The following is an 18,807-nucleotide window of genomic DNA, read 5'->3' as shown; positions in this document are numbered from 1 at the left end:
CGCCCGTCATGCCGCGAGGGCGGCGTAGCGGCCGTCGTCGGCGACCAGCGTGTCGTGCGTCCCCCGCTCGACGACGCGGCCGTGGTCGAGCACGGCGATCTCGTCGGCGTCGCGCACGGTGGAGAGCCGGTGGGCGATGGTGATCGTGGTGCGGCCCTTCGAGAGCTCAGCGAAGGCGCGCTGCACCGCGCGCTCGGTCTCGGTGTCCAGCGCGCTGGTGGCCTCGTCGAGGACCAGCACCTTCGGGTTGCGCAGCAGCGTGCGGGCGATCGCGATCCGCTGCTTCTCGCCGCCGGAGAAGCGGTACCCGCGGGAGCCGACGACGGTGTCGTAGCCCTCGGGCAGGCTCGCGATCAGGTCGTGCACCTGGGCGGCGCGGGCCGCGGCCTCGATCTCGGCGTCCGTCGCGTCGGGTTTGGCGTGCCGCAGGTTCTCCCGCACGGTGGAGTGCAGCAGGTAGGTCTCCTGGCTCACCACACCGACGATCCGCGCGAGGTCCGCCAGGCGCAGGTCCCGGACGTCGACGCCGTCGATCGTGATCCGGCCGGCGTCGGGGTCGCGCAGCCGCGGGACCAGCGAGGCGAGCGTCGACTTACCGGAGCCGGTCTCCCCCACCAGGGCGAGGGTGGCGCCGGCGGGCACGTCGACGGTCACGCCCGCGACGGCCGCGGTGTCGCTGCCCGGGTAGGCGAAGGTCACGTTCTCGAACCGGACGTGCCCACGCACCCGCGCCGGGTCGACGGCGACGGGCTCGGCCGGGTCGTCGACCTCGACCGGGAGGTCCAGGTACTCGAAGATCCGGGCGAACAGCGCCAGCGAGCTGACCACCGAGACGCCGACGTCGAGCAGGCCGGTGAGCGGCCGGAACAGGCTGCCCTGCAGGCTGGTGAAGGCGATCAGCGTGCCGACGGTCATCGCGCCGGCGGTGATCGGCAGCCCGGCGGACAGGTAGATCACCGCGGGGATCGCGGCGAAGATGATGCTCATCGTGGCCATCCGCCAGCGGCCGGCCAGCTGGCTGCGCAGCTCGAGGTCGACCAGCCGCTCCGAGGAGGCGGTGAAGCGGTCGACGAGGGCCGGGCCGGCGCCGAGCGTCTTGCTCAGCTGGATGCCGGAGATCGAGAGGCCCTCCTCGATCGTCACGTTGAGGTCGGCGAGCTCGCGCTGCTGGCGCGCGGTGATGGTGCGGCGCATCCGCGCGACCCGGCGGGAGAGCAGCACCGCGGGCGGCAGCACGAGCAGCGAGATCAGCGTGAGCTGCCAGGACAGGGCGAGCATCGCGACCAGCGTGGCGACGGTCGTGGTGAGGTTCGAGGCGATCGACGTGGCCGTGCTCGTGACCACGGACTGCATGCCGCCGATGTCGTTGGTGATGCGGGACTGCACCTCGCCGGTGCGGGTACGGGTGAAGAAGCCGAGCGACTGGCGCTGCAGGTGCGCGAAGACGTCCGTGCGCAGCCGGTGCATGACCCGCTGGCCGACCCGGGTCGAGATCCAGGTCTGGACCACGCCGAAGGCGGCGGTCAGGGCGGCGACGCCGACCATGCCGGCCACCAGCCACGCCAGCAGCCGCACGTCGCGGTTCGGCAGTGCGACGTCGAGCACCTCGCGGAGCAGGAAGGGCGAGGCCATGCCCACCACGGACGAGGCGACGATGATCGCCACGACCAGGGCGAGCGGCCCGCGGTACGGGGTGAAGAGCCGGCCGATCCGGCGCAGCGAGACCTCACGGGCCTGCTGCTTCTCGGCGGCCGACGGGGCGCGTCGGCCCGGGCGCCCGGGACGGTCCGGGCGGCCCTGGGCGTGTTGTGTCTGCGGATCCAAGTGCGTGTCCCCTCTCTCGATTGCTGAGGTTACCTCAACATGAGGGAACAACACGACCCGCTGGTACGGTATTCCGGTGAGCGAGGGGGAGGAGACGCTGGCCGAGGCCTTCTGGGCCGTCGCGCGCATGCTCCGCGGCCGCAACAAGGAGGCGCTGGCGCCGTGGGACGTCACGCCGTCGCAGTTCCGGGCGGTCGCCACGCTGGCCCGGCACGGCCGGGTGCGCCTGTCGACGCTCGCCGAGCACCTGCGGATCGCCCCGCGCTCGGCCACCGAGGTGGTCGACGACCTGCAGGAACGCGGTCTCGCCGAGCGTACGCCCGATCCCGCGGACCGGCGGGCCACGCTCGTCGCGCTGACCGCGAAGGGCCATGCGCTCGCCCACGAGGTGCGGGCGGCACGGCAGGCGCAGTCGGAGAGCCTGTTCGCCGGGCTCGACGAGCGGGACCGCGCGGACCTCGCCCGGATCCTGCGCACCCTGCGCGCGGCGGGCCCCGAGGAGGCAGGGGCCGTCCCGTCCGGTCGGGGTGATGTGCAGCCGGCCGCCGGAACGGGAACCTCGTCGACGTGAACCGCTTCACCACGACCACCGAGTCGGAGGCCGTCGTCGAGGCCGGGCGCGCCGCCATCTGGGCCGCGCTCACCGATCCGGAGCTGCTCCCCCGGCTCACCCCGCTGCTGACCAGCATCGAGACCGACGGCGACCGCTGGCGGTGGAGCATGATGCGCCTGGCCGTGCTGGGGGTCGGGATCCAGCCGACCTTCACCGAGCGCATGCGGTTCACCGACGGGCCCGAGGAGTCCCGCATCGACTTCACGCACGAGCCGCCGCCGGGCACGTCCGAGTTCACCGGGGCCGAGGGCTGGTACCGGTTGCGGGACGTCGAGGGCGGCACGCACCTGGCGATCCGGCTGGCCCTGCACGTGGAGCTGCCGCTCTCCCGGCTCGCCTCGCCCGCCGTCGTCGGGCTGATGAACGTCACGCTGCAGCGCACCGGGGACCGGTTCGTCACCAACCTCCTGCGCCACCTCGACGCCGACGAGGTCCCCGGCAGCCGGGTCACCCGCTGAGCGCGCCCTCGGCCCCCGACCACGTCGTCGGGGGGGCCGCCGGACCTTCTCCGAACGTCGGCCCGGACGTCGGCCCCGGAGCGTCAGGGGATGACGAGCGCGGACCGTGCCGTGGTGTCGTCGAGGTCGCTCACGGCCAGGCCGAGCCCGGTGAGCCGGGGCGGGACGCCCTCGGCCACCCAGCGGTCGAGCAGCAGCCGGACCTTCTCCGTCATCTGCGTGCGCAGCAGGGCGAAGGACTCGTCGGCGGTCACGGCGTCGTCGCGGGACATGCCGACCCGGCCGAGCAGGAGCCACCAGGCCCAGGCCGCCGCGCCGGCGTTGGCCACGAAGTCCGGCACCACGGGCACGCCGCGGGCGGTGAGCATGGCCTCGGCCTCGGGGGTGGTCGCGGCGTTCGCGGCCTCGACGACGACCTTGGCGGCCACGTCGTAGCTGTTGTCCGGGGTGATCGCGTAGGAGATCGCGGCCGGGACGAACACGTCGGCCGGCAGCCCGACGACCGCGGCACGGGGCAGGCGGGTGACGCCGGCGGGCAGCCGGGTGCGGTCGATCTCGCCGAAGCCGTCGCGCAGCGCGAGCAGGGCCGGGACGTCGAGGCCGGAGGGGTCGTAGAGGGTCCCGGCGGCGTCGGCCATCGCGACCACGCGCATGCCGGCCTCGTGCAGGTACCAGGCGGCGCCGCCGCCCATGGTGCCGATGCCCTGGATCGCGACGGTGGTGCCCTCGACGGCCCAGCCGAAGGCGGAGGCGGCGCCGAGGCAGGCGTGCGCCACGCCGTAGCCACCGATGACGTCGCCGAGCAGCCCACCGGGCACGCGCGCGTCGAGGCCCTGACGGACCCGCGCGAGGGTGGCCGCCGGGTCCGCGGAGCGCGAGATGGCCGCGTGGTACGACTGGCCGAGGCCGATCCGCGCGAACACCTCGTCGATCAGGTGCTGCGGCACGCCGAGGTCCTCGGCGGTGACCCAGTGGGCGTCGATCCACGGGCGCATGGCCTCGCAGAAGCGCTCCAGCACCCCGACCGCGCGGGGATCCTTCGGGTCGAAGTCGATGCCGCTCTTGGCCCCGCCGACCGGCAGGTCGAAGGCGGCGGTCTTCGCGGCCATGCCGCGGGCCAGGTCCTCGACCTCGGACAGGGTGCAGCCGGCGCGCATCCGGGTCCCGCCGGTGGCGATCCCGGAGCGCAGCGTGTGGACGACGAGATGGCCGCGAGCGCCGGTGACGGGGTCGTTCCACGTCACGCGCAGATAGGGTTCGCGGTCCCGCGGGGCGGGAGCGGCGGCGAGGTCGGCAGCGGGGGCGAACGAGGCCGCCGGCGTGGCCGGCACCTCGATCGGCGTCCCCACCGGCCCGATCGGCTCCTGCATCGTGGTCACGTCGGCTGACCTCCCGGTCTGCGGATCGGGGCACGACGGACCGCGCCGGGCCCGGGCGGGCGGCGGCGTCGGGGTCGTGCCGGGGTGGCCGGCGAGCTCCGCCGGTGCCCCCACTGTGGGGGAGCACCGCGGCCGGCGTCCATCAAGGAATCGTGGAGGGTCGCGTTCACGGTTCCTGCACGAGCGGAACCGCCCGCCTACGGTGGGCCCCGTGGAGCTCTCCCTGTCGCGCCTGCGGATGCTCCGGGAGCTGCACCGGCGGGGCACCGTCACGGCCGCGGCGGCGGCCCTGCACTACACCGCCTCGGCCGTGTCGCAGCAGCTCGCCCAACTGGAACGCGACGTCGGCGGCACCCTCTTCGAGCGGCTCGGCCGCCGGGTGCAGCTCACCGAGCTGGGCATGGTGCTCGCCGAGCACGCCGAGGAGATCCTCGCCTCGGTCGAGCGCGCCGAGCTCGCCGTCGAGGAGGCCCAGCAGGACCGGTCGGTGCGGCTGACCGCCGGGGTCTGGGCGTCGGTCGCCTCCGGCCTGCTGCCCGACGCGCTGGCCTCGCTCGCCGCCGAGCACCCCGGCATCCAGGTCCGGACCCGCGAGCTCGCCCCCGAGGAGACGGCGGGCGCGGTCCGCGACGGCGCCCTCGACTTCTCGTTCGTCCTCGACTACTCGGGGCACCCGATGTCCTGGGACCCCGCGCTGACCCGGGAGGTCGTGGCCGTCGAGCGGCTCTACGCGGCCGTCCCGGCCGGCACCGTCCCGGGCGCGACCGTGACCCTCGGCGAGCTGGCCGACCAGCCGTGGATCCTCGCCGGCCCGCGGTCGCACTTCGGCCGGGCGGTGCGCGTCGCCTGTCGCCGCGCCGGGTTCGACCCCGCGACCCTGCACGAGGTCGAGGAGCAGTTCACCGCCCTCGCCCTGGTCGCCGCGGGGCTCGGCGTCACCCTCGTCTCGGACCTCGGGCTGGTGCAGCGGCCGCCCGGGACCGACGACGCGATCGACGTCGTGGCCCTGACCGAGCCCGTCATGCGCACGGTCTCGATCGCCTACCGCACCAAGGCCACCCGCCGGCCCGCGCTGCACCTGGTGATCGCGGCGGTGCGGGAGGCGGCCGCCGCGAAGGGGCTCGGCGCGGAGGCGAGCTTCGGCCTTCCGGCGGAGGGCTCGCTCGACGGAGGCGCGTCCGGGGCACACGGCCCCCGCCTGCCGCTCCCCTGACCGTCACCCCTGCAGCTGGGCCCAGACCTCCTGGTCGCGCTCGGCCGTCCAGATCACCGGGCGCTCGACGCCCGACAGCTCGTCCCACAGCCGCGAGACGTCGAAGGGCAGGCAGTGCTCGAAGATCGGCCACTGCCCGTAGTCGTCCACCAGCGCGGCGTGGGTGGCCTCGAACGCCTCCTTCAGCGTGCCACCGCGCTGCTGCACCCCGCCGACCTCGCGGATCATCACCTGCAGGAACCCACGGGTCTGCGCGATCGCCGCGTCGACGGCGGCGCGGCCCTGTGTGACGGCGCCGCGCCCGCCGACGAGCTGCTCGGCACCCAGCGCCGCGACGCGGTCGAGCGTGTCCCCCGCCCAGTCCCGGTGGAACGCGTCGCCGGTGTAGAGCGCCGCCTCGGCCTCGACGAGGTCGCCGGCGAACAGGATCCGCTGCCGCGGCAGCCAGCCGGTGATGTCGCCCTCGGTGTGCCCCCGGCCGTGGTACTGCAGCACCAGGTCACCCCGGTCCCCGCCCAGGTCGATGGTCAGCCGGTCGGCGAAGGTCAGCGTGGGCCAGGTCAGCCCCGGCACCGAGTCCGCGGCCTCGGCCAGCCGCGGCATCCGCGCGAACTCGGACTCCCAGTCCTCCTTGCCCCGCTCGGCGATGAGGGCGCGGGTGTTCTCGTGCGCCACGATGATCTTCGCGTCGAACGCGCTGGCCCCCAGCACCCGGACGGCGTGGTAGTGCGAGAGCACGAGGTAGCGGATCGGCTTGTCAGTGTGCTCGCGCAACCGGGTCAGCCACTTCCGCGCGGCGACGGGCGTGGCCAGGGCCTCGAAGCAGACGAGGAAGTCCTCCCCCTCGACCGCCCCGATGTTGGGGTCGCCCTCGGCCGTGAGCGCGTAGACGCCGTCGGCCAGGACCTCGAGCCTCTGCTCCTTCGCGGCCAGGTCCGCCGACGAGGCGAAGGGCTTGGCGGCCATGTTGTCCTCCTGCTCCTGCTCAGGTCGCGGTGACGAAGGCCTCGCGCTCCGCGGGCGTGCCCTCGCGCAGGGCCAGCACCGCGGCGAGGGTGACCAGGCACATCACGAACATGTAGGCCGAGACCGACAGCGAGGTCCCGGTGACGGCGATGAGCCAGGTCGCCAGCAGCGGCGCGAAGCCGCCACCCAGGATCGCACCGAACGCGTAGGCGAACGAGACGCCGGAGTACCGGACCGGCGCGGGGAACATCTCCGCGTAGGTCGCGGCCTGCTGCCCGTAGGTCAGCCCGAGGCCGAAGGCCAGCACCACGACCGCGACGATCAGCAGGCCGACCGAGCGGGTGTCGAAGAGCAGGAAGAACGGGAAACACCATGCGGCCAGCGCGACGATCCCGATCAGGTACGTGCGCCGGCGCCCCCACGTGTCCGACCAGCGGCCGGCCAGGAGCGTGAACACGCCCCACGCCACCGCCCCGACCATGCCGACCACCAGCATCGTCGTGCTGGAGAGGCCGAGCGTGCGGGTGCCGTAGGAGGTGATGAAGGCGATCAGGATGTAGCCGATCATGTTGTTCGCGACGAACAGCCCGATCGCCACGAGCAGCTCGCGCCGGTTGCCGCGCAGCACCTCGGCCAGCGGCGCGGACCGGCGCTCGCGCAGCTCCTCGAACACCGGGCTCTCCGCGACCCGGGACCGCATCCAGAACCCGACGACGATCAGGACGATCGACAGCAGGAAGGGGATCCGCCAGCCCCAGGCCTGGAACTGCTCGGGCGTGGTCGTGGCCGACACCGCGAAGAAGACCAGGTTGGCCAGCAGCAGTCCGATCGGCACGCCGATCTGCGGGTAGGCCCCGAAGTAGCCGCGCCGACCGGGCGGGGCGTGCTCGACCGACATCATCGCCGCGCCACCCCACTCCCCGCCGGCCGAGAGGCCCTGCAGCATCCGCAGGGCGACCAGCAGGATCGGCGCCGCGACGCCGATCGACGCGTACGAGGGCAGCAGGCCGACCCCGACCGTCGACAGGCCCATCAGCAGCAGCGTCCCGACCAGCACCGGCTTGCGCCCGAAGCGGTCGCCGAGGTGCCCGGACACCACGCCGCCGATCGGGCGCGCGATGAAGCTGACACCGATCGTCGCGAAGGAGGCGAGCAGGGCCGCGGTGCCGTCGAGGCCCGGGAAGAACTGCTTGCCGAACACCAGGCCGGCGGCCGAGGCGTAGACGAAGAAGTCGTACCACTCGATGGTCGTACCGGCGAGGCTCGCGCCGATCACGCGGCGTAGCTGGCTCGACGGCGGGTGGACCGCGGAGGCGGCCGCTCCCGGGGTCTGCGTCATCGGAAATCCCCTCGTTCCCGGCACTGGGAAAACAGTCAAAGCCTTGACCGTGCGGAACGCTAACCCGTCCCGCGCCGGACGGCCAGGGTGGGGTGCCGGTCGATCCGGGATCAGCGGCGGTTGACCCACTCCGCCGCCTGCGCGGCCCCCGCGAGCTTGGCGAGCAGCCGGTTGAGGGCGGCGAGGTCCTCGGGGCCGAGCAGCCGCGCCCATTCGGCCTCGCGGGCGTTGTGCCGCAGGAAGGTCTCCTCGATCGCCGCGGTGCCCTTCTCCGTGAGCGCCAGGACCACCGACCGCCCGTCGGCCGAGCCCGGCGTGCGGTCGAGCAGGCCGCCGGCGCTCAGCGTGTTGGTCAGCGCAGAGACGGCGGCGCGGCTCATCCCGGACAGCTCGGCCGCCCGCCGGGACTCCTGCGGCCCGGCCACCCAGATCGTGAAGAGCAGCCGCCAGGCCGACCAGCTCCAGCCCGCCGGCCGGTGCACGGTGGACTCCAGGTCGTAGACCAGCCCGCTCGCGACCCGGGTGAGCAGCAGGACCATGGCCATCGCCGAGCGGTCGGTCTCCGGCAGCCGGCGCTGGGTCTCGTCGAGGGCGAAACCGGCGAGGGACAGGAAGTCGCTCTCGGGCGGGGGGTCGACCGACACGGCCGGATCCTACGGCCGGCCCGACGCCGGGCGGTGTGCCAGGCGGTGTGTCAGGCGGTGTGTCAGGCGTCGGCGAGCAGGCGCTCGGCGGCGGCGCGCTCGCACTCCTGGACGCTGCCGGGCAGGGCGTCGCGCAACGACCAGTGCGACACCCTGCCGTCCGGCCCGGTGAGCAGGCCGCGGGCGAGCGCGGCGTCGATCCGGCTGCGGACCTCGTCCTCCAGGTCCACGTCGCAGGCGAAGATCACCCGCAGCCGCACCCGGCTGCCCGCCCGCGACGACGCGGTGCGGTGCGAGGCGATCGGGCACGGCGGCTCGTGCTCCCAGCTCCCGCACAGCGCGGCGGTGATCGCCGCCCCCGGGGCGGCCCGGTCGCCGTCCTCGGCGAGCTCGATCTCGGCGGTGTGGGCGAACGCGCAACGCATGGCGCCAGCATGGCAGATGATGTGGCCGTCGTCACACTCCGACCGGCCAACAGCCGCGCCGGTCCGTCGCCCTACGGTCTCCCGGTGACGCTCACCCGCCCCGGGGTCCGCGCCCGCGCCTGCTGGGTCGGTGCAGGCGCGCTGGTCGCCCTGCAGCTCGCGGTGCTCGCGGTCTGGCCCGCCCCACACCTGCTCATGATCGACCTGCAGGTGTACCGGGCCGGCGGCGAGCACGTGCTGCACCACCAGCCGTTGTACGTCGGCGGGGTCCTGCTCGACCTGCCGTTCGTGTACCCGCCGGTGGCCGCGGTGCTGTTCGTGCCGCTGGCGCTGCTCCCCCTGCCGCTGCTCAAGATCCTCTGGACCGCGCTGGGGGTGGCGCTGCTCGTGCTGGTGGTCCGACGGTCGGCGGCCCTCACCGGTGCGGCGCCGGCGGCCGGGACGGTCGCCCTACTGGTCGCCGCCGCGCTCTGGCTCGATCCGGTACGGACGACCTTCTACCTGGGCCAGATCAACGTCGTGCTGCTCGCGCTGGTGCTGCTCGACCTCACCGGCCGGCCGTCGCGGTGGCGGGGCGCCGGGGTCGGGCTGGCCGCGGCGCTCAAGCTCACGCCGCTGCTCTTCGTGGTCTACCTGCTGCTCGTCGGACGCCGCCGGGAGGCGGCCGTGGCCGTCGGGACGTTCGTGGCGGCGACCGGGCTCGGGTTCGCCGTCGCGCCCGCCGAGTCGGTGCAGTACTGGCTGCGCGGGACCTTCGCGGCCGCGAACCGGATCTCCGACGTGGCGGCGACCAGCAACCATTCGGTCGGCGGCCTGGTCGCCCGCACCCTCGGCGAGAGCACGCCGGCCTACCTGGTGCCGGCGGTGGTACTGGGCGCCGCCGCGCTGGCCGTCGCGGTACGGGCGCACCGGCGCGGGGACGACCTGCTCGCCCTCACGGTCGTCGGGCTCGCCTCGGCGGCGGTCGCCCCCTTCGCCTGGTCGCACCACTACGTCTGGTGCGTCCCACTGCTCGTCCTGCTCACCGTCCGGCACGCCCGGCTCGGCGTCACGGTGCTGCTGGTGATGACCGCCGCCGTGATCACCAAGCTCCCCGGGCCCGCGGTCGGCCCGATCCCCGCGACGGGCGCGATCTCCCTGCAGCCCGACGTCTACCTGGCGGGCTTCGTCGTCCTCCTGGTCGCGGCCGCCCTCCAGCTGAGGCGCCCGAACCGCACTATCGATCCATAACGGTCATTCAGCGCCATAAATCGGGCGTCATGGGCCCATAACGCGGGCCCGTCCGCGGACGACAGGACACAAGGTCTTTCATCTGAAGAACTGTGCATGCGAGCATCACGGTCGTGACCGCTCCCCCCGCGCAGCCCGCCGCGCCGGCACGCACCCGCTTCGACCGCACGGACCGCCGGCACCTCGCCGGGATGGCCGCGGTGGTCCTGCTGCTCACGCTCGGCGGCTGGACGCTGATGGCCGCGGTGATCGCGCCGCAGCACCTCGCGCTGGCCTCGGGCGGGACGTTCGGGCTCGGCGTCGGGCTCACCGCCTACCTGCTCGGCATGCGGCACGCCTTCGACGCCGACCACATCGCCGCGATCGACAACACCACCCGCAAGCTGGTCACCGAGGGCAAGCGGGCCCGCGGCGTCGGCTTCTGGTTCTCGCTGGGCCACTCCTCGGTCGTGTTCGTGATGGCCCTGCTGCTCGCCCTCGGCGTCCGCACGCTGGTCGGCGAGCTGGGCGACGACTCGTCGTCGGTCAAGGAGACCCTCGGCCTGGTCGGCACCCTGGTCGGGGGCGGGTTCCTCGTGCTGATCGGCCTGCTCAACCTGCAGGCGATGATCGGCATCGGACGGGTCTTCGCCCGGATGCGCACCGAGCCGCTCGACGACGAGGCCCTGGAGCGCCACCTCGCCGCGCGCGGGCTGATGGCCCGGATCCTGGGCCGGACGCTGCGGGCGGTGAGCCGGCCCTGGCACATGTACGTGGTCGGGTTCGTGTTCGGCATCGGGTTCGACACCGCCACCGAGGTCACCCTGCTCGTCCTCGCCGGCGGCGCGGCGGCGGCGCAGCTGCCCTGGTACGCGATCCTGGTCATCCCGGTGCTGTTCGCCGCCGGGATGAGCCTGTTCGACACCGCCGACGGCGTGTTCATGTCCGCCGCCTACCAGTGGGCCTTCGTCACCCCGGTGCGCAAGGTCTTCTACAACCTCACCGTCACCGCGCTGTCGGTGATCGTGGCGCTGGTGATCGGGCTCGTCGAGCTGCTGCAGCTGCTGGCCGAGAAGCTCGACGTCGCCACCGGGCCGCTGGCCGCGCTGGCGTCGGTCGACCTCGAGGTGGTGGGCTACCTCGTCGTCGCCCTCTTCGTCGTCACCTGGCTGGGGGCGCTGGCCGTCTGGCGCTTCGGACGGATCGAGCAGCGCTGGGCCCTCACCGACCGACCGGCGGACTGACTCCGGCGTCGATTCCGGTAGAACCTCCGCATGCAGCGCACCGCGATGGTGACCGGAGCAGGGTCGGGGCTGGGGCGGGTCATCGGCCGCGCCCTCCTGGAGGACGGCTGGGCGGTCGCCCTGGCTGGGCGCCGCGCCGAGCCGCTGGCCGGGACCGCCGAGGGGTTCGCCGACGCGCTCACCGTGCCCACCGACGTCGCCGACGAGGAGTCGGTCGCGGCCCTGTTCCGGGCGGCCGTCGGGGCGTGGGGCCGGGTGGACCTGCTGGTCAACAACGCCGGCACCTTCGGCCCGACCGGCACCCCCGACGAGATCGAGGTCGCCGGGTGGCGCGCGGCCGTCGACACCAACCTCACCGGCTCGTTCCTCTGCGCCCGGGCGGCGTTCGCGGTGATGCGCGAGCAGGACCCGCAGGGCGGCCGGATCGTCAACAACGGCTCGATCTCGGCCCACGTGCCGCGTCCGGGCAGCGCCGCATACACCGCCACGAAGCACGCGATCACGGGGCTGACCCGGTCGATCTCGCTCGACGGCCGCCCGTACGGCATCGCCTGCGGGCAGATCGACATCGGCAACGCGGCCACCGACATGACCGCCGGCATCGCCACCGGCGCCCGCCAGGCGGACGGGTCGGTGCGGCCGGAGCCGACCTTCGACGCCGGCCACGTCGCCGACGCCGTCCGCTACATGGCGAACCTCCCGCTCGACGCGAACGTGCAGTTCCTCACCATCACGGCCACGACCATGCCGTTCATCGGCCGGGGCTGATCACGTCCGTCGTGCTCCCGCATTAGGGTCGGTGCACACCTTGCGAGAGGAGAGCCGGATGAAGACGCGCCTGAACTGCCCGTGCGGCGAGCACATCGAGGGCACCGACGAGGACGACCTGGTCGCCAAGACCCAGGCGCACCTCAAGGAGAAGCACCCGGGCCACGAGTACTCGCGCGACGAGATCCTGTTCATCGCCTACTGAGCCGCAGCCGAGCGGGTCCCGATCGACCAGGACCGGGGACTACTCGTCGGCCTGCCACGGGGCGAACGGCGGCAGCGCGCTGGCCCGGCCGGTGAACTCGGCCGGCCGCTTCTCCAGGAACGCGCGCACGCCCTCCTTCCCGTCGGCGATCGAGGTGTAGAACATCGCGAGCGAGTCGACGCGGTGCGCCTCGACCGGGTGCGGTGCCGCGCTGTTGCGGTACATCATCTGCCGCATCAGCGCGGTGGCGACCGGCGAGTGCCCGTCGACGAACTTGCGGGCCAGCGCGTAGGCGGTGTCCAGCAGCTGGTCCGCGGGGACGACGGAGCGGAGCAGGCCGCCGTCGAGCGCCTCCTGCGCGCTGAGGATGTCGGCCGAGTAGACCCACTCCAGGGCCCGGGTGATCCCGACGATCCGGGGCAGGAACCAGGTGGAGGCCGCCTCGGGCACGATCCCGAGCCGGCCGAACACGAAGCCGATCCGGGCGTCGTCGGAGGCCAGCCGGACGTCCATCGGCAGCGTCATCGTGGCCCCGATGCCCACCGCGGCGCCGTTGATCGCGGCGATCACCGGCTTGGTGCAGCGGTAGACGGCCAGCGAGACCTGCCCGCCGGTGTCGCGGACGCCCTGCACGATCTCCGGGTCCTCGAAACGCTCCTCCAGGTCGCGCAACGTCGGCTGCTGCGACTCGTCGAGGCCGAAGACGTTGCCCTCGGACGACAGGTCCATCCCCGCACAGAAGGCCCTGCCGGCTCCGGTCACGACGATCGCGCCCACCTCGTCGTCGGCGCTCGCCCGGTCGTAGGCCGCGATCAGCTCGTCCGCCATGGTCACGGTGAAGGAGTTGAGCTTGTCCGGCCGGTTCAGCGTGAGGGTGAGGATGCCGTCGCGCACCGTGTAGTCGAGGGTCTCGTACGTCATGCCCCGATCATGCCTGCCGCGCCGCCGGGGTCGAGGGGTTCCCGGCGGGTTCCCGGCGGTCGCGGCGAGCCCGGTGCCGGCGAGAGGAAATGGCCGGGTGCGTTGCCCCGATGACCCCCGTGGCGGTGGTGCCAGCGGGCGGCCGGACGACCTCGCGTGATCAGGGGGCGGCGAGGAACCGGTCGATCACGGGGGCGAGCTCGCGGGACTCGGTGAGCAGTGCGAGGTGCCCGCCGCGGTAGACGTGCAGCTGCGAGTCGCGAATGCCCCGGTGCAGCACGTGGGCGTTGACCAGCGGGATGAGCGGGTCGTCGTCCCCGGAGACGACCAAGGTGCGCGCGGCGATCAGCCGCAGCACGGGCAGCGTGGTCCAGCCGGCGCCGGCGAGGAGCTGGTAGAGGTAGCCGCGCTCGTAGCCCGAAGGGTCGCCGTCGCCCGAGGCCTGCAGGATGCGGGCGGCGCGCTCGGGGTGCGTGCGCATGGTGCCGCCGTAGATCTCGCCGGCCACCCGCGCCGCGTAGCCGGGATCGCGATAGCGCCGCGGGGTGAGCATCTTGCTCAGCACCGCGGGCCGGGCCGGCACCATCAACGAGCCGGTCCCCGTGGCCACCAGCACCAGGCGACGCACCTGGTCCCGCTGGGTGAGCGCGAACTGCTGGGCGAGCCCGCCGCCCCACGAGTAGCCCAGGACGTCGACCTTGTCGTAGCCCAGGGCACCCACGAGCTTGCCGACGGTCAGCGCGAAGGTCGCCATGTGGTACGGGACCCGGGGCCGGGGCGACCCGCCCACGCCGGGGACGTCGAAGCGGACGACCTCCAGCTCCCGCGGCAGCGCCTCGACGAACGGCTCGAGCATCTCCAGGCGCGCGCCGATGCCGTTGAGCAGCAGTAACGGGGTCCGGGAGCGGTCGCCGCGACGGATCGCGACGCGGAGCGTGCGCCCTCCGACGGTGCGGGTGGACACCTCGCCGAGGGTGCCGGTCATGCGCCCAGTCTGGCGGATCTCCGGCTCAGCGTCCCGCGGACATGGCCCTCACCACGAGCGCCTCGAGGATGTCCGGGCGGGACTCGGGCGCCCGCACCTCCACCACGACCTCGCCGTCCTCGCGGTGCACGGCGAACCGCACGAACGCGCAACCGGGGTCGGTGGTGAGGAGGCGGCGGGCGTCGGCCTCGACCTCGTCCGAGCCGTCGAACGCGAGCAGGAGCAGGCCGGGAGCCATGCGCTCGGCGTCGCGCAGCGAGTCGGCGAACAGGTCGTCGAGGGTGCGCGGCCCGGTGGCGAGGATCGTCATGCCTGTCCCAACACCACCGTGGCCCCGGGTCATCCCCGACGGGCTGGCGTCCCTACCCGGCCGGGTCGAGGTCCTTGGCGAACCAGTGCTGGGCGTAGGGGTTGTCGTTGAAGGGCGGCACCTCGCGGTAGCCCGCCGACCCGTACAGCGCGATCGCCTCGACGAGCGCCCCGTTCGTGTCGAGCCGCGTCGCCCGGAGCCCGTGCACGCGGGCCCGCTCCTCGATCTCGGCGAGCAGCCGCCGGGCGAGCCCCAGACCCCGGGCCGCGGGCGCGACCCACATCCGCTTGATCTCGGCGACCTCCGGACGGAACCGCACGCCGACGCACCCGACGGGCTCGCCGTCGAGCATCGCGACCAGGAGCTCCCCGGCCGGCGGGGTGAACTCGGCGGCTCCCCCGGCGGGTCCGATCGACGGGTCGAAACCCTCCTCGAACCGCTCGGCGAGCTCGGCCACGTAGGCCCGCAGGCACTTCTGGGCCTCCGGTCGCGTCGGCGGCGTGACGGCCACGCGGACCGTCGACGCGAGGAGCAGGCGTTCGACCTCGGCCGTCGCGGCGGTCAGCCGGCTGCGCTGCGCGGAATTGAGGGGGTCGAGGATCGACGCGGCCAGCGCGTCCGACCGGCGGTCCAGCTCGGCCCGCTCCTCCCGTCCGGCCGCGGTGAGGCGGACCCGCCGCACCCGCGCGTCGGCCGCTCCGGCGTCGACGGCCACGAGCCCGGCCGCCTCCAGCGACCGCAGCATCCGCGAGAGGTAGCCCGAGTCGAGGCCGAGCCGGGTCCGCAGGTCCCGCAGCTCGGCCCCCGGGCCGATCTCCCACAGGAGCCGGGCCTGCCCGAGCGGCCGGTCGCGGCCGAGATAGCCCTCCTCGAGCGCGCCGACGCGGCGGACCACCGCCCGGTGGAACCGCCGCACCGCCGCGATCTCGTCGCTGTTCGCGCCCACAACTCTGACTGTAGTCAGAAATCCCTCCGCCGTCAGTCGGCGACCAGGGCGAGCTCCCCCTCCACGACCCGCAGCCGGGCGCGGCCGCCCGAGCGCAGCTCCTCGGCCAGCAGCAGCCGCGCCAACCGCCGCTCGACCTCCCGCGCCACGACCCGGCGCAGCGGCCGCGCCCCGTACTCGGGCTGGTGGCCCAGCTCCGCGAGCCGGTCGAGCGCCTCCGCCTCCACCACGAGCTCGACGCCCTGCGCCGCGAGCCGCGCGCGGGTGCCGGCCAGCATCATCCCGGCGATCTCCGTGATCTCGGCCCGGTCGAGGGCCTCGAACAGGACGACGTCGTCGATCCGGTTGAGGAACTCCGGCCGCAGGTTCCGCCGCACGGCGAACATCAGCTGCTCGCGGATCGACTCCACCGGCCGGCCGGCCGCGGCCGCCGCGAGGACCTCCTCGGCCCCGATGTTGCTGGTCATGACCACGATCGCGTGCCGGAAGTCGACGGTCCGGCCGCGGGCGTCGGTGAGCCGTCCGGCGTCGAGCACCTGCAGCAGCGTGGCGACGACGTCCGCGTGCGCCTTCTCGATCTCGTCGAGCAGTACCACGGTGTACGGGTCGCGGCGCACCGGCTCGGTGAGCTGGCCGGCCTCCTCGTGCCCGACGTAGCCGGGCGGCGCGCCGACGAGCCGGGTGGTGGCCGCACGCTCGGCGTACTCGCTCATGTCGAGGCGGACCATGCGCTCGTCGGAGCCGAACAGCGTGGCGGCCAGGGCGCGGGCCAGCTCGGTCTTGCCGACGCCCGTCGGGCCGAGGAACAGGAACGAGCCCGACGGGCGGTCCGGGCTCGCGAGCCCGGCCCGCGCGCTGCGCACCGCGTCGGCGACCGCCTCGACGGCCCGGTGCTGCCCCACGACCCGCCGGTGCAGGTGCTCCTCCAGCTCCAGCAGGCGCTTGCGCTCGGAGGTGGTGAGGTCGGCGACCGGGATGCCGGTGCGGTCGGCGACGACCTCGGCGACCTCCCGCGCGGTGATCTCGGCACCGTCCCGCGGCCCGTTCTCCAGCACCAGCCGCTCCAGCTCGCGGTCGAGCATCGCGACGCGTTCGGAGTCGCCGGCGTCGGCGGCGACCTCGCGCGCCCGGACCAGCTCCTCGACCCGCCGGTCCGGCTGGGGCCCGGCGCCGCGCAGCCCGGAGCGCGCGGCGGCGCGGTCGACCAGGTCCACGGCCTTGTCCGGCAGGTGCTTGTCCCGCAGGTAACGCACGGAGAGGGCCACGGCGGCGTCGATCGCCCCGTCGGTGATGCGGACCCGGTGGTGCTCCTCGTACCGCGGCCGCAGCCCGCGAAGGATCTCCACGGTGGCCTCCGGCGTCGGCTCCGACACCCGGACGACCTCGAACCGCCGCTCCAGGGCGGAGTCGCGCTCGATGTACCGGCGGTGGTCCTCGGGTGTGGTCGCGCCGACGAGCTGCAGGTCGCCGCGGGCGAGGGCGGGCTTGAGGATGCTGGCCGCGTCCATCGCCTGGTCCTGCGCGGACCCGGCGCCGACGACCAGGTGCAGCTCGTCGACGAACACGACCAGCGACCTCCCGGCCGCCACGATCTCGTCGACCACCGCGGTGAGCCGCTCCTCGAACTCGCCGCGGTACTTCGTCCCGGCGACCATCCCGGCCAGGTCGAGCGCGACCACCCGGACGTCGCGCAGCGCGACGGGGACCCGCCCGGCCGCGACGCGCTGCGCCAACCCGTCGACGATCGCCGTCTTGCCCGTGCCCGGCTCCCCCACCAGCACCGGGTTGTTCTTGGTGCGGCGGGCCAGCACCTCGACGACCTGGTCGATCTCGGCGTCCCGGCCGATCACCGGGTCCAGCCGGCCGGCGCGGGCGTCCGCGGTCAGGTCGCGGCCGTGCCGGTCCAGCCGCCGGGTCGAGGTGCGCCGCGGACGCCCCGGGCCGCGTTCCTGCCCGCGCGGCCCGTGGTCCCGGTCGTCCCGGCCGTCGTCGCGGTCGTCGTCGGGGAACCCGAGGCCGTTGACGAGCCCGCGCAGCAGGTCCTCCAACGGGCCGAGCCCGCCGCCGAACGGGTCCTGGGGCTGGGGCATCGCGCGACCTCCGGCTCGACGACCTGTCCTCCCAGTTGTACCCGCGCCGGGCCGCCTTCAGGCAGGGGCGCCGAGCCGGACCGGCAACGCGGTCACGCCGTGGACCAGCGTGCTGCGCCGGTAGGTCAGGTCGTGCTCGGCCAGGTCCAGCTCCGGGCGCGCGGTGAACAGGCTGCGCAGCGCGACCTCGCCCTCGATCCGGGCCAGCGGTGCACCCAGGCAGTGGTGCAGGCCGTAGCCGAAGGCGAGGTGCCCGCGGTCGTCGCGGGTCACGTCGAGCCGGGCGGCGTCGGCGAACCGGGCGTCGTCGCGGTTGGCCGAGGCGATACCCAGGATGACGACGGCGCCCTCGGGGATGGTCGTGCCCGCGACCTCGACGTCCTCGGCGGCGAACCGGACCGGGGCGTTGGTGACCGGCGCGTCCCAGCGCAGGAACTCCTCGACCGCGCCCGGCCACAGCTCGGGCTTCTCGGCGAGGATCTCGCGCTGGTCGGGGTGGGTGAGCAGGCCGAGGATCCCGTTGCCGATCAGGTTGACGGTGGTCTCGTGACCGGCGATGAGCAGCAGCATCGCCATGGCGACGAGCTCCTCCTGGGACAGCGCGTCGCCGTCCTCGTCGGACACCTGGGTCAGGGCGCTGAGCAGCGCGTCGTCCGGCTCGGTGCGCTTGCGGTCGATCAGCCCGGCCAGGTACTCCGAGAGCTTCTGGGAGGCGGCCTTCTTCTCGTCCTGCGGCGACTCGTCGATCATGGTCGACGACCAGCGGCCGAAGTCGTCGCGGTCCTCCGCCGGAACCCCGAGCAGCTCGCAGATCACGCGGACCGGCAGCAGGAAGGCGTAGTGCGCCATGAGGTCCACGGTGCCGTCGGCGGGCAGGGCGGCGAGCAGGTCGTCGGCGATCTCCTGGACGCGCGGTCGCAACTCGGCCATCCGCCGCGCGGTGAACGAGCGGCTGACGAGCTTGCGCAGCCGCGTGTGGTCCGGCGGGTCCATCAGCAGCATCATCGGCGTGGGAGTGGCCGGCATCGCGGCGCGCTGGTCGGCCGGCTGGGTGAAGCGCCAGTCCTTCGAGAAGCGCGCGTCGACGAACGCGGCCCGCGCGTCCTCGTACCGGGCGACGATCCACATCGGGCCGTCGGGCAGGTCCAGCCTGCGCACCGGCTCGTCCGCGCGCAGCTCGGCGTAGGCCGGGTAGGGATCGCTCCAGAACGGGCCGTCGAAGAGGTCGAGGCCGGAGGTGGTGGTCGGCGCCATGCCCCCATCGTGCC

19 protein-coding genes are annotated in these 18,807 nt (G+C 74.1%); 7 read left to right on the top strand and 12 right to left on the bottom strand.

Features of this window, described 5'->3' with window-relative positions:
• Positions 1-6 precede the first annotated feature (6 nt).
• Positions 7-1,824: an ABC transporter ATP-binding protein gene (locus LWC33_RS11685; RefSeq protein ID WP_305080858.1), complete on the bottom strand. Its 1,818-nt coding sequence runs from the start codon at positions 1,822-1,824 to the stop codon at positions 7-9.
• Positions 1,825-1,900: 76 nt separating this feature from the next.
• Here LWC33_RS11685 and LWC33_RS11680 point away from each other — a divergent pair, with 76 nt between their 5' ends.
• Positions 1,901-2,395 (top strand): MarR family winged helix-turn-helix transcriptional regulator, encoded by a 495-nt coding sequence (locus LWC33_RS11680; RefSeq protein WP_233304318.1) that lies wholly within the window; start codon positions 1,901-1,903, stop codon positions 2,393-2,395.
• A complete protein-coding gene (locus LWC33_RS11675; RefSeq protein WP_233304317.1) occupies positions 2,392-2,895 on the top strand; it encodes an SRPBCC family protein in 504 nt (167 codons plus the stop codon). The genes LWC33_RS11680 and LWC33_RS11675 overlap by 4 nt, the downstream gene beginning before the upstream one ends.
• An 83-nt stretch (positions 2,896-2,978) precedes the next feature.
• On the opposite strand, the gene LWC33_RS11670 is transcribed toward LWC33_RS11675, so the two are convergent.
• Positions 2,979-4,274, bottom strand: a complete 1,296-nt coding sequence (locus LWC33_RS11670; RefSeq protein ID WP_233304316.1) for a Glu/Leu/Phe/Val dehydrogenase dimerization domain-containing protein — start codon at positions 4,272-4,274, stop codon at positions 2,979-2,981.
• A gap of 211 nt (positions 4,275-4,485) precedes the next feature.
• Here LWC33_RS11670 and LWC33_RS11665 point away from each other — a divergent pair, with 211 nt between their 5' ends.
• Positions 4,486-5,487 carry a LysR family transcriptional regulator gene (locus LWC33_RS11665; RefSeq protein WP_233304315.1) on the top strand — a complete coding sequence of 334 codons (1,002 nt, stop codon included), beginning with the start codon at positions 4,486-4,488 and terminating at the stop codon, positions 5,485-5,487.
• A 3-nt stretch (positions 5,488-5,490) separates the two neighbouring features.
• Here the strand turns inward: LWC33_RS11665 and LWC33_RS11660 are convergent, their stop codons facing one another.
• The 4 genes from LWC33_RS11660 to LWC33_RS11645 all read right to left on the bottom strand — a co-directional run bounded on the left by LWC33_RS11660 (position 5,491) and on the right by LWC33_RS11645 (position 8,861).
• Positions 5,491-6,453 carry an MBL fold metallo-hydrolase gene (locus tag LWC33_RS11660; protein WP_233304314.1) on the bottom strand — a complete coding sequence of 321 codons (963 nt, stop codon included), beginning with the start codon at positions 6,451-6,453 and terminating at the stop codon, positions 5,491-5,493.
• A gap of 19 nt (positions 6,454-6,472) precedes the next feature.
• Positions 6,473-7,792: an MFS transporter gene (locus LWC33_RS11655; RefSeq protein ID WP_233304313.1), complete on the bottom strand. Its 1,320-nt coding sequence runs from the start codon at positions 7,790-7,792 to the stop codon at positions 6,473-6,475.
• Positions 7,793-7,902: 110 nt separating this feature from the next.
• Positions 7,903-8,436: a MarR family winged helix-turn-helix transcriptional regulator gene (locus LWC33_RS11650; RefSeq protein WP_233304312.1), complete on the bottom strand. Its 534-nt coding sequence runs from the start codon at positions 8,434-8,436 to the stop codon at positions 7,903-7,905.
• Positions 8,437-8,498: 62 nt separating this feature from the next.
• Complete coding sequence (locus LWC33_RS11645) at positions 8,499-8,861, bottom strand: hypothetical protein (RefSeq protein WP_233304311.1); 363 nt, start codon at positions 8,859-8,861, stop codon at positions 8,499-8,501.
• An 84-nt stretch (positions 8,862-8,945) separates the two neighbouring features.
• Here LWC33_RS11645 and LWC33_RS11640 point away from each other — a divergent pair, with 84 nt between their 5' ends.
• The 4 genes from LWC33_RS11640 (at position 8,946) to LWC33_RS11625 (ending at position 12,287) form a co-directional block, all read left to right on the top strand.
• Positions 8,946-10,091 carry a glycosyltransferase 87 family protein gene (locus LWC33_RS11640; RefSeq protein ID WP_233304310.1) on the top strand — a complete coding sequence of 382 codons (1,146 nt, stop codon included), beginning with the start codon at positions 8,946-8,948 and terminating at the stop codon, positions 10,089-10,091.
• Positions 10,092-10,204: 113 nt separating this feature from the next.
• Positions 10,205-11,314, top strand: a complete 1,110-nt coding sequence (gene nicT, locus LWC33_RS11635; protein ID WP_504937499.1) for a Nickel transporter NicT — start codon at positions 10,205-10,207, stop codon at positions 11,312-11,314.
• Positions 11,315-11,344: 30 nt separating this feature from the next.
• Positions 11,345-12,082 (top strand): SDR family oxidoreductase, encoded by a 738-nt coding sequence (locus tag LWC33_RS11630; protein ID WP_233304309.1) that lies wholly within the window; start codon positions 11,345-11,347, stop codon positions 12,080-12,082.
• A gap of 58 nt (positions 12,083-12,140) precedes the next feature.
• The gene (locus LWC33_RS11625) at positions 12,141-12,287 is read left to right on the top strand and encodes a DUF1059 domain-containing protein (RefSeq protein WP_232869325.1); all 147 of its coding nucleotides are present in this window, start codon (positions 12,141-12,143) and stop codon (positions 12,285-12,287) included.
• 39 nt (positions 12,288-12,326) lie between these two features.
• Here LWC33_RS11625 and LWC33_RS11620 read toward each other — a convergent pair whose 3' ends face one another.
• The 6 genes from LWC33_RS11620 to LWC33_RS11595 all read right to left on the bottom strand — a co-directional run bounded on the left by LWC33_RS11620 (position 12,327) and on the right by LWC33_RS11595 (position 18,793).
• Positions 12,327-13,208: a crotonase/enoyl-CoA hydratase family protein gene (locus LWC33_RS11620; RefSeq protein WP_233304308.1), complete on the bottom strand. Its 882-nt coding sequence runs from the start codon at positions 13,206-13,208 to the stop codon at positions 12,327-12,329.
• A gap of 160 nt (positions 13,209-13,368) precedes the next feature.
• Positions 13,369-14,193, bottom strand: a complete 825-nt coding sequence (gene phaZ, locus LWC33_RS11615) for a poly(3-hydroxyalkanoate) depolymerase (RefSeq protein ID WP_233304307.1) — start codon at positions 14,191-14,193, stop codon at positions 13,369-13,371.
• Positions 14,194-14,218: 25 nt separating this feature from the next.
• On the bottom strand, positions 14,219-14,503 hold the full coding sequence (locus LWC33_RS11610) for a hypothetical protein (protein ID WP_233304306.1): 285 nt from the start codon (positions 14,501-14,503) through the stop codon (positions 14,219-14,221).
• A gap of 52 nt (positions 14,504-14,555) precedes the next feature.
• Positions 14,556-15,449 (bottom strand): bifunctional helix-turn-helix transcriptional regulator/GNAT family N-acetyltransferase, encoded by an 894-nt coding sequence (locus LWC33_RS11605; protein WP_233304305.1) that lies wholly within the window; start codon positions 15,447-15,449, stop codon positions 14,556-14,558.
• 32 nt (positions 15,450-15,481) lie between these two features.
• A complete protein-coding gene (locus LWC33_RS11600; protein ID WP_233304304.1) occupies positions 15,482-17,539 on the bottom strand; it encodes an ATP-dependent Clp protease ATP-binding subunit in 2,058 nt (685 codons plus the stop codon).
• 57 nt (positions 17,540-17,596) lie between these two features.
• Positions 17,597-18,793, bottom strand: coding sequence for a cytochrome P450 family protein (locus LWC33_RS11595; RefSeq protein ID WP_233304303.1), 1,197 nt, complete (start codon positions 18,791-18,793; stop codon positions 17,597-17,599).
• Between the last annotated feature and the right edge of the window lie 14 nt (positions 18,794-18,807).

The sequence above is a fragment of the Pseudonocardia terrae genome (genome assembly GCF_021343995.1).
Taxonomy (GTDB): domain Bacteria; phylum Actinomycetota; class Actinomycetes; order Mycobacteriales; family Pseudonocardiaceae; genus Pseudonocardia; species Pseudonocardia terrae.
The sequence above is the reverse complement of the archived record's forward strand: the minus strand, read 5'-3'. Positions and strand labels throughout refer to the sequence as shown.

Bases quoted from the DNA above. Each gene is read 5' to 3' on its own strand.
- LWC33_RS11620 (WP_233304308.1), bottom strand. From the start codon at position 13,208: ATGACGTACGAGACCCTCGACTACACGGTGCGCGACGGCATCCTCACC.
- LWC33_RS11660 (WP_233304314.1), bottom strand. From the start codon at position 6,453: ATGGCCGCCAAGCCCTTCGCCTCGTCGGCGGACCTGGCCGCGAAGGAG.
- LWC33_RS11655 (WP_233304313.1), bottom strand. From the start codon at position 7,792: ATGACGCAGACCCCGGGAGCGGCCGCCTCCGCGGTCCACCCGCCGTCG.
- LWC33_RS11600 (WP_233304304.1), bottom strand. From the start codon at position 17,539: ATGCCCCAGCCCCAGGACCCGTTCGGCGGCGGGCTCGGCCCGTTGGAG.
- LWC33_RS11625 (WP_232869325.1), top strand. From the start codon at position 12,141: ATGAAGACGCGCCTGAACTGCCCGTGCGGCGAGCACATCGAGGGCACC.
- LWC33_RS11630 (WP_233304309.1), top strand. From the start codon at position 11,345: ATGCAGCGCACCGCGATGGTGACCGGAGCAGGGTCGGGGCTGGGGCGG.
- LWC33_RS11645 (WP_233304311.1), bottom strand. From the start codon at position 8,861: ATGCGTTGCGCGTTCGCCCACACCGCCGAGATCGAGCTCGCCGAGGAC.
- LWC33_RS11610 (WP_233304306.1), bottom strand. From the start codon at position 14,503: ATGACGATCCTCGCCACCGGGCCGCGCACCCTCGACGACCTGTTCGCC.
- LWC33_RS11595 (WP_233304303.1), bottom strand. From the start codon at position 18,793: ATGGCGCCGACCACCACCTCCGGCCTCGACCTCTTCGACGGCCCGTTC.
- phaZ (WP_233304307.1), bottom strand. From the start codon at position 14,193: ATGACCGGCACCCTCGGCGAGGTGTCCACCCGCACCGTCGGAGGGCGC.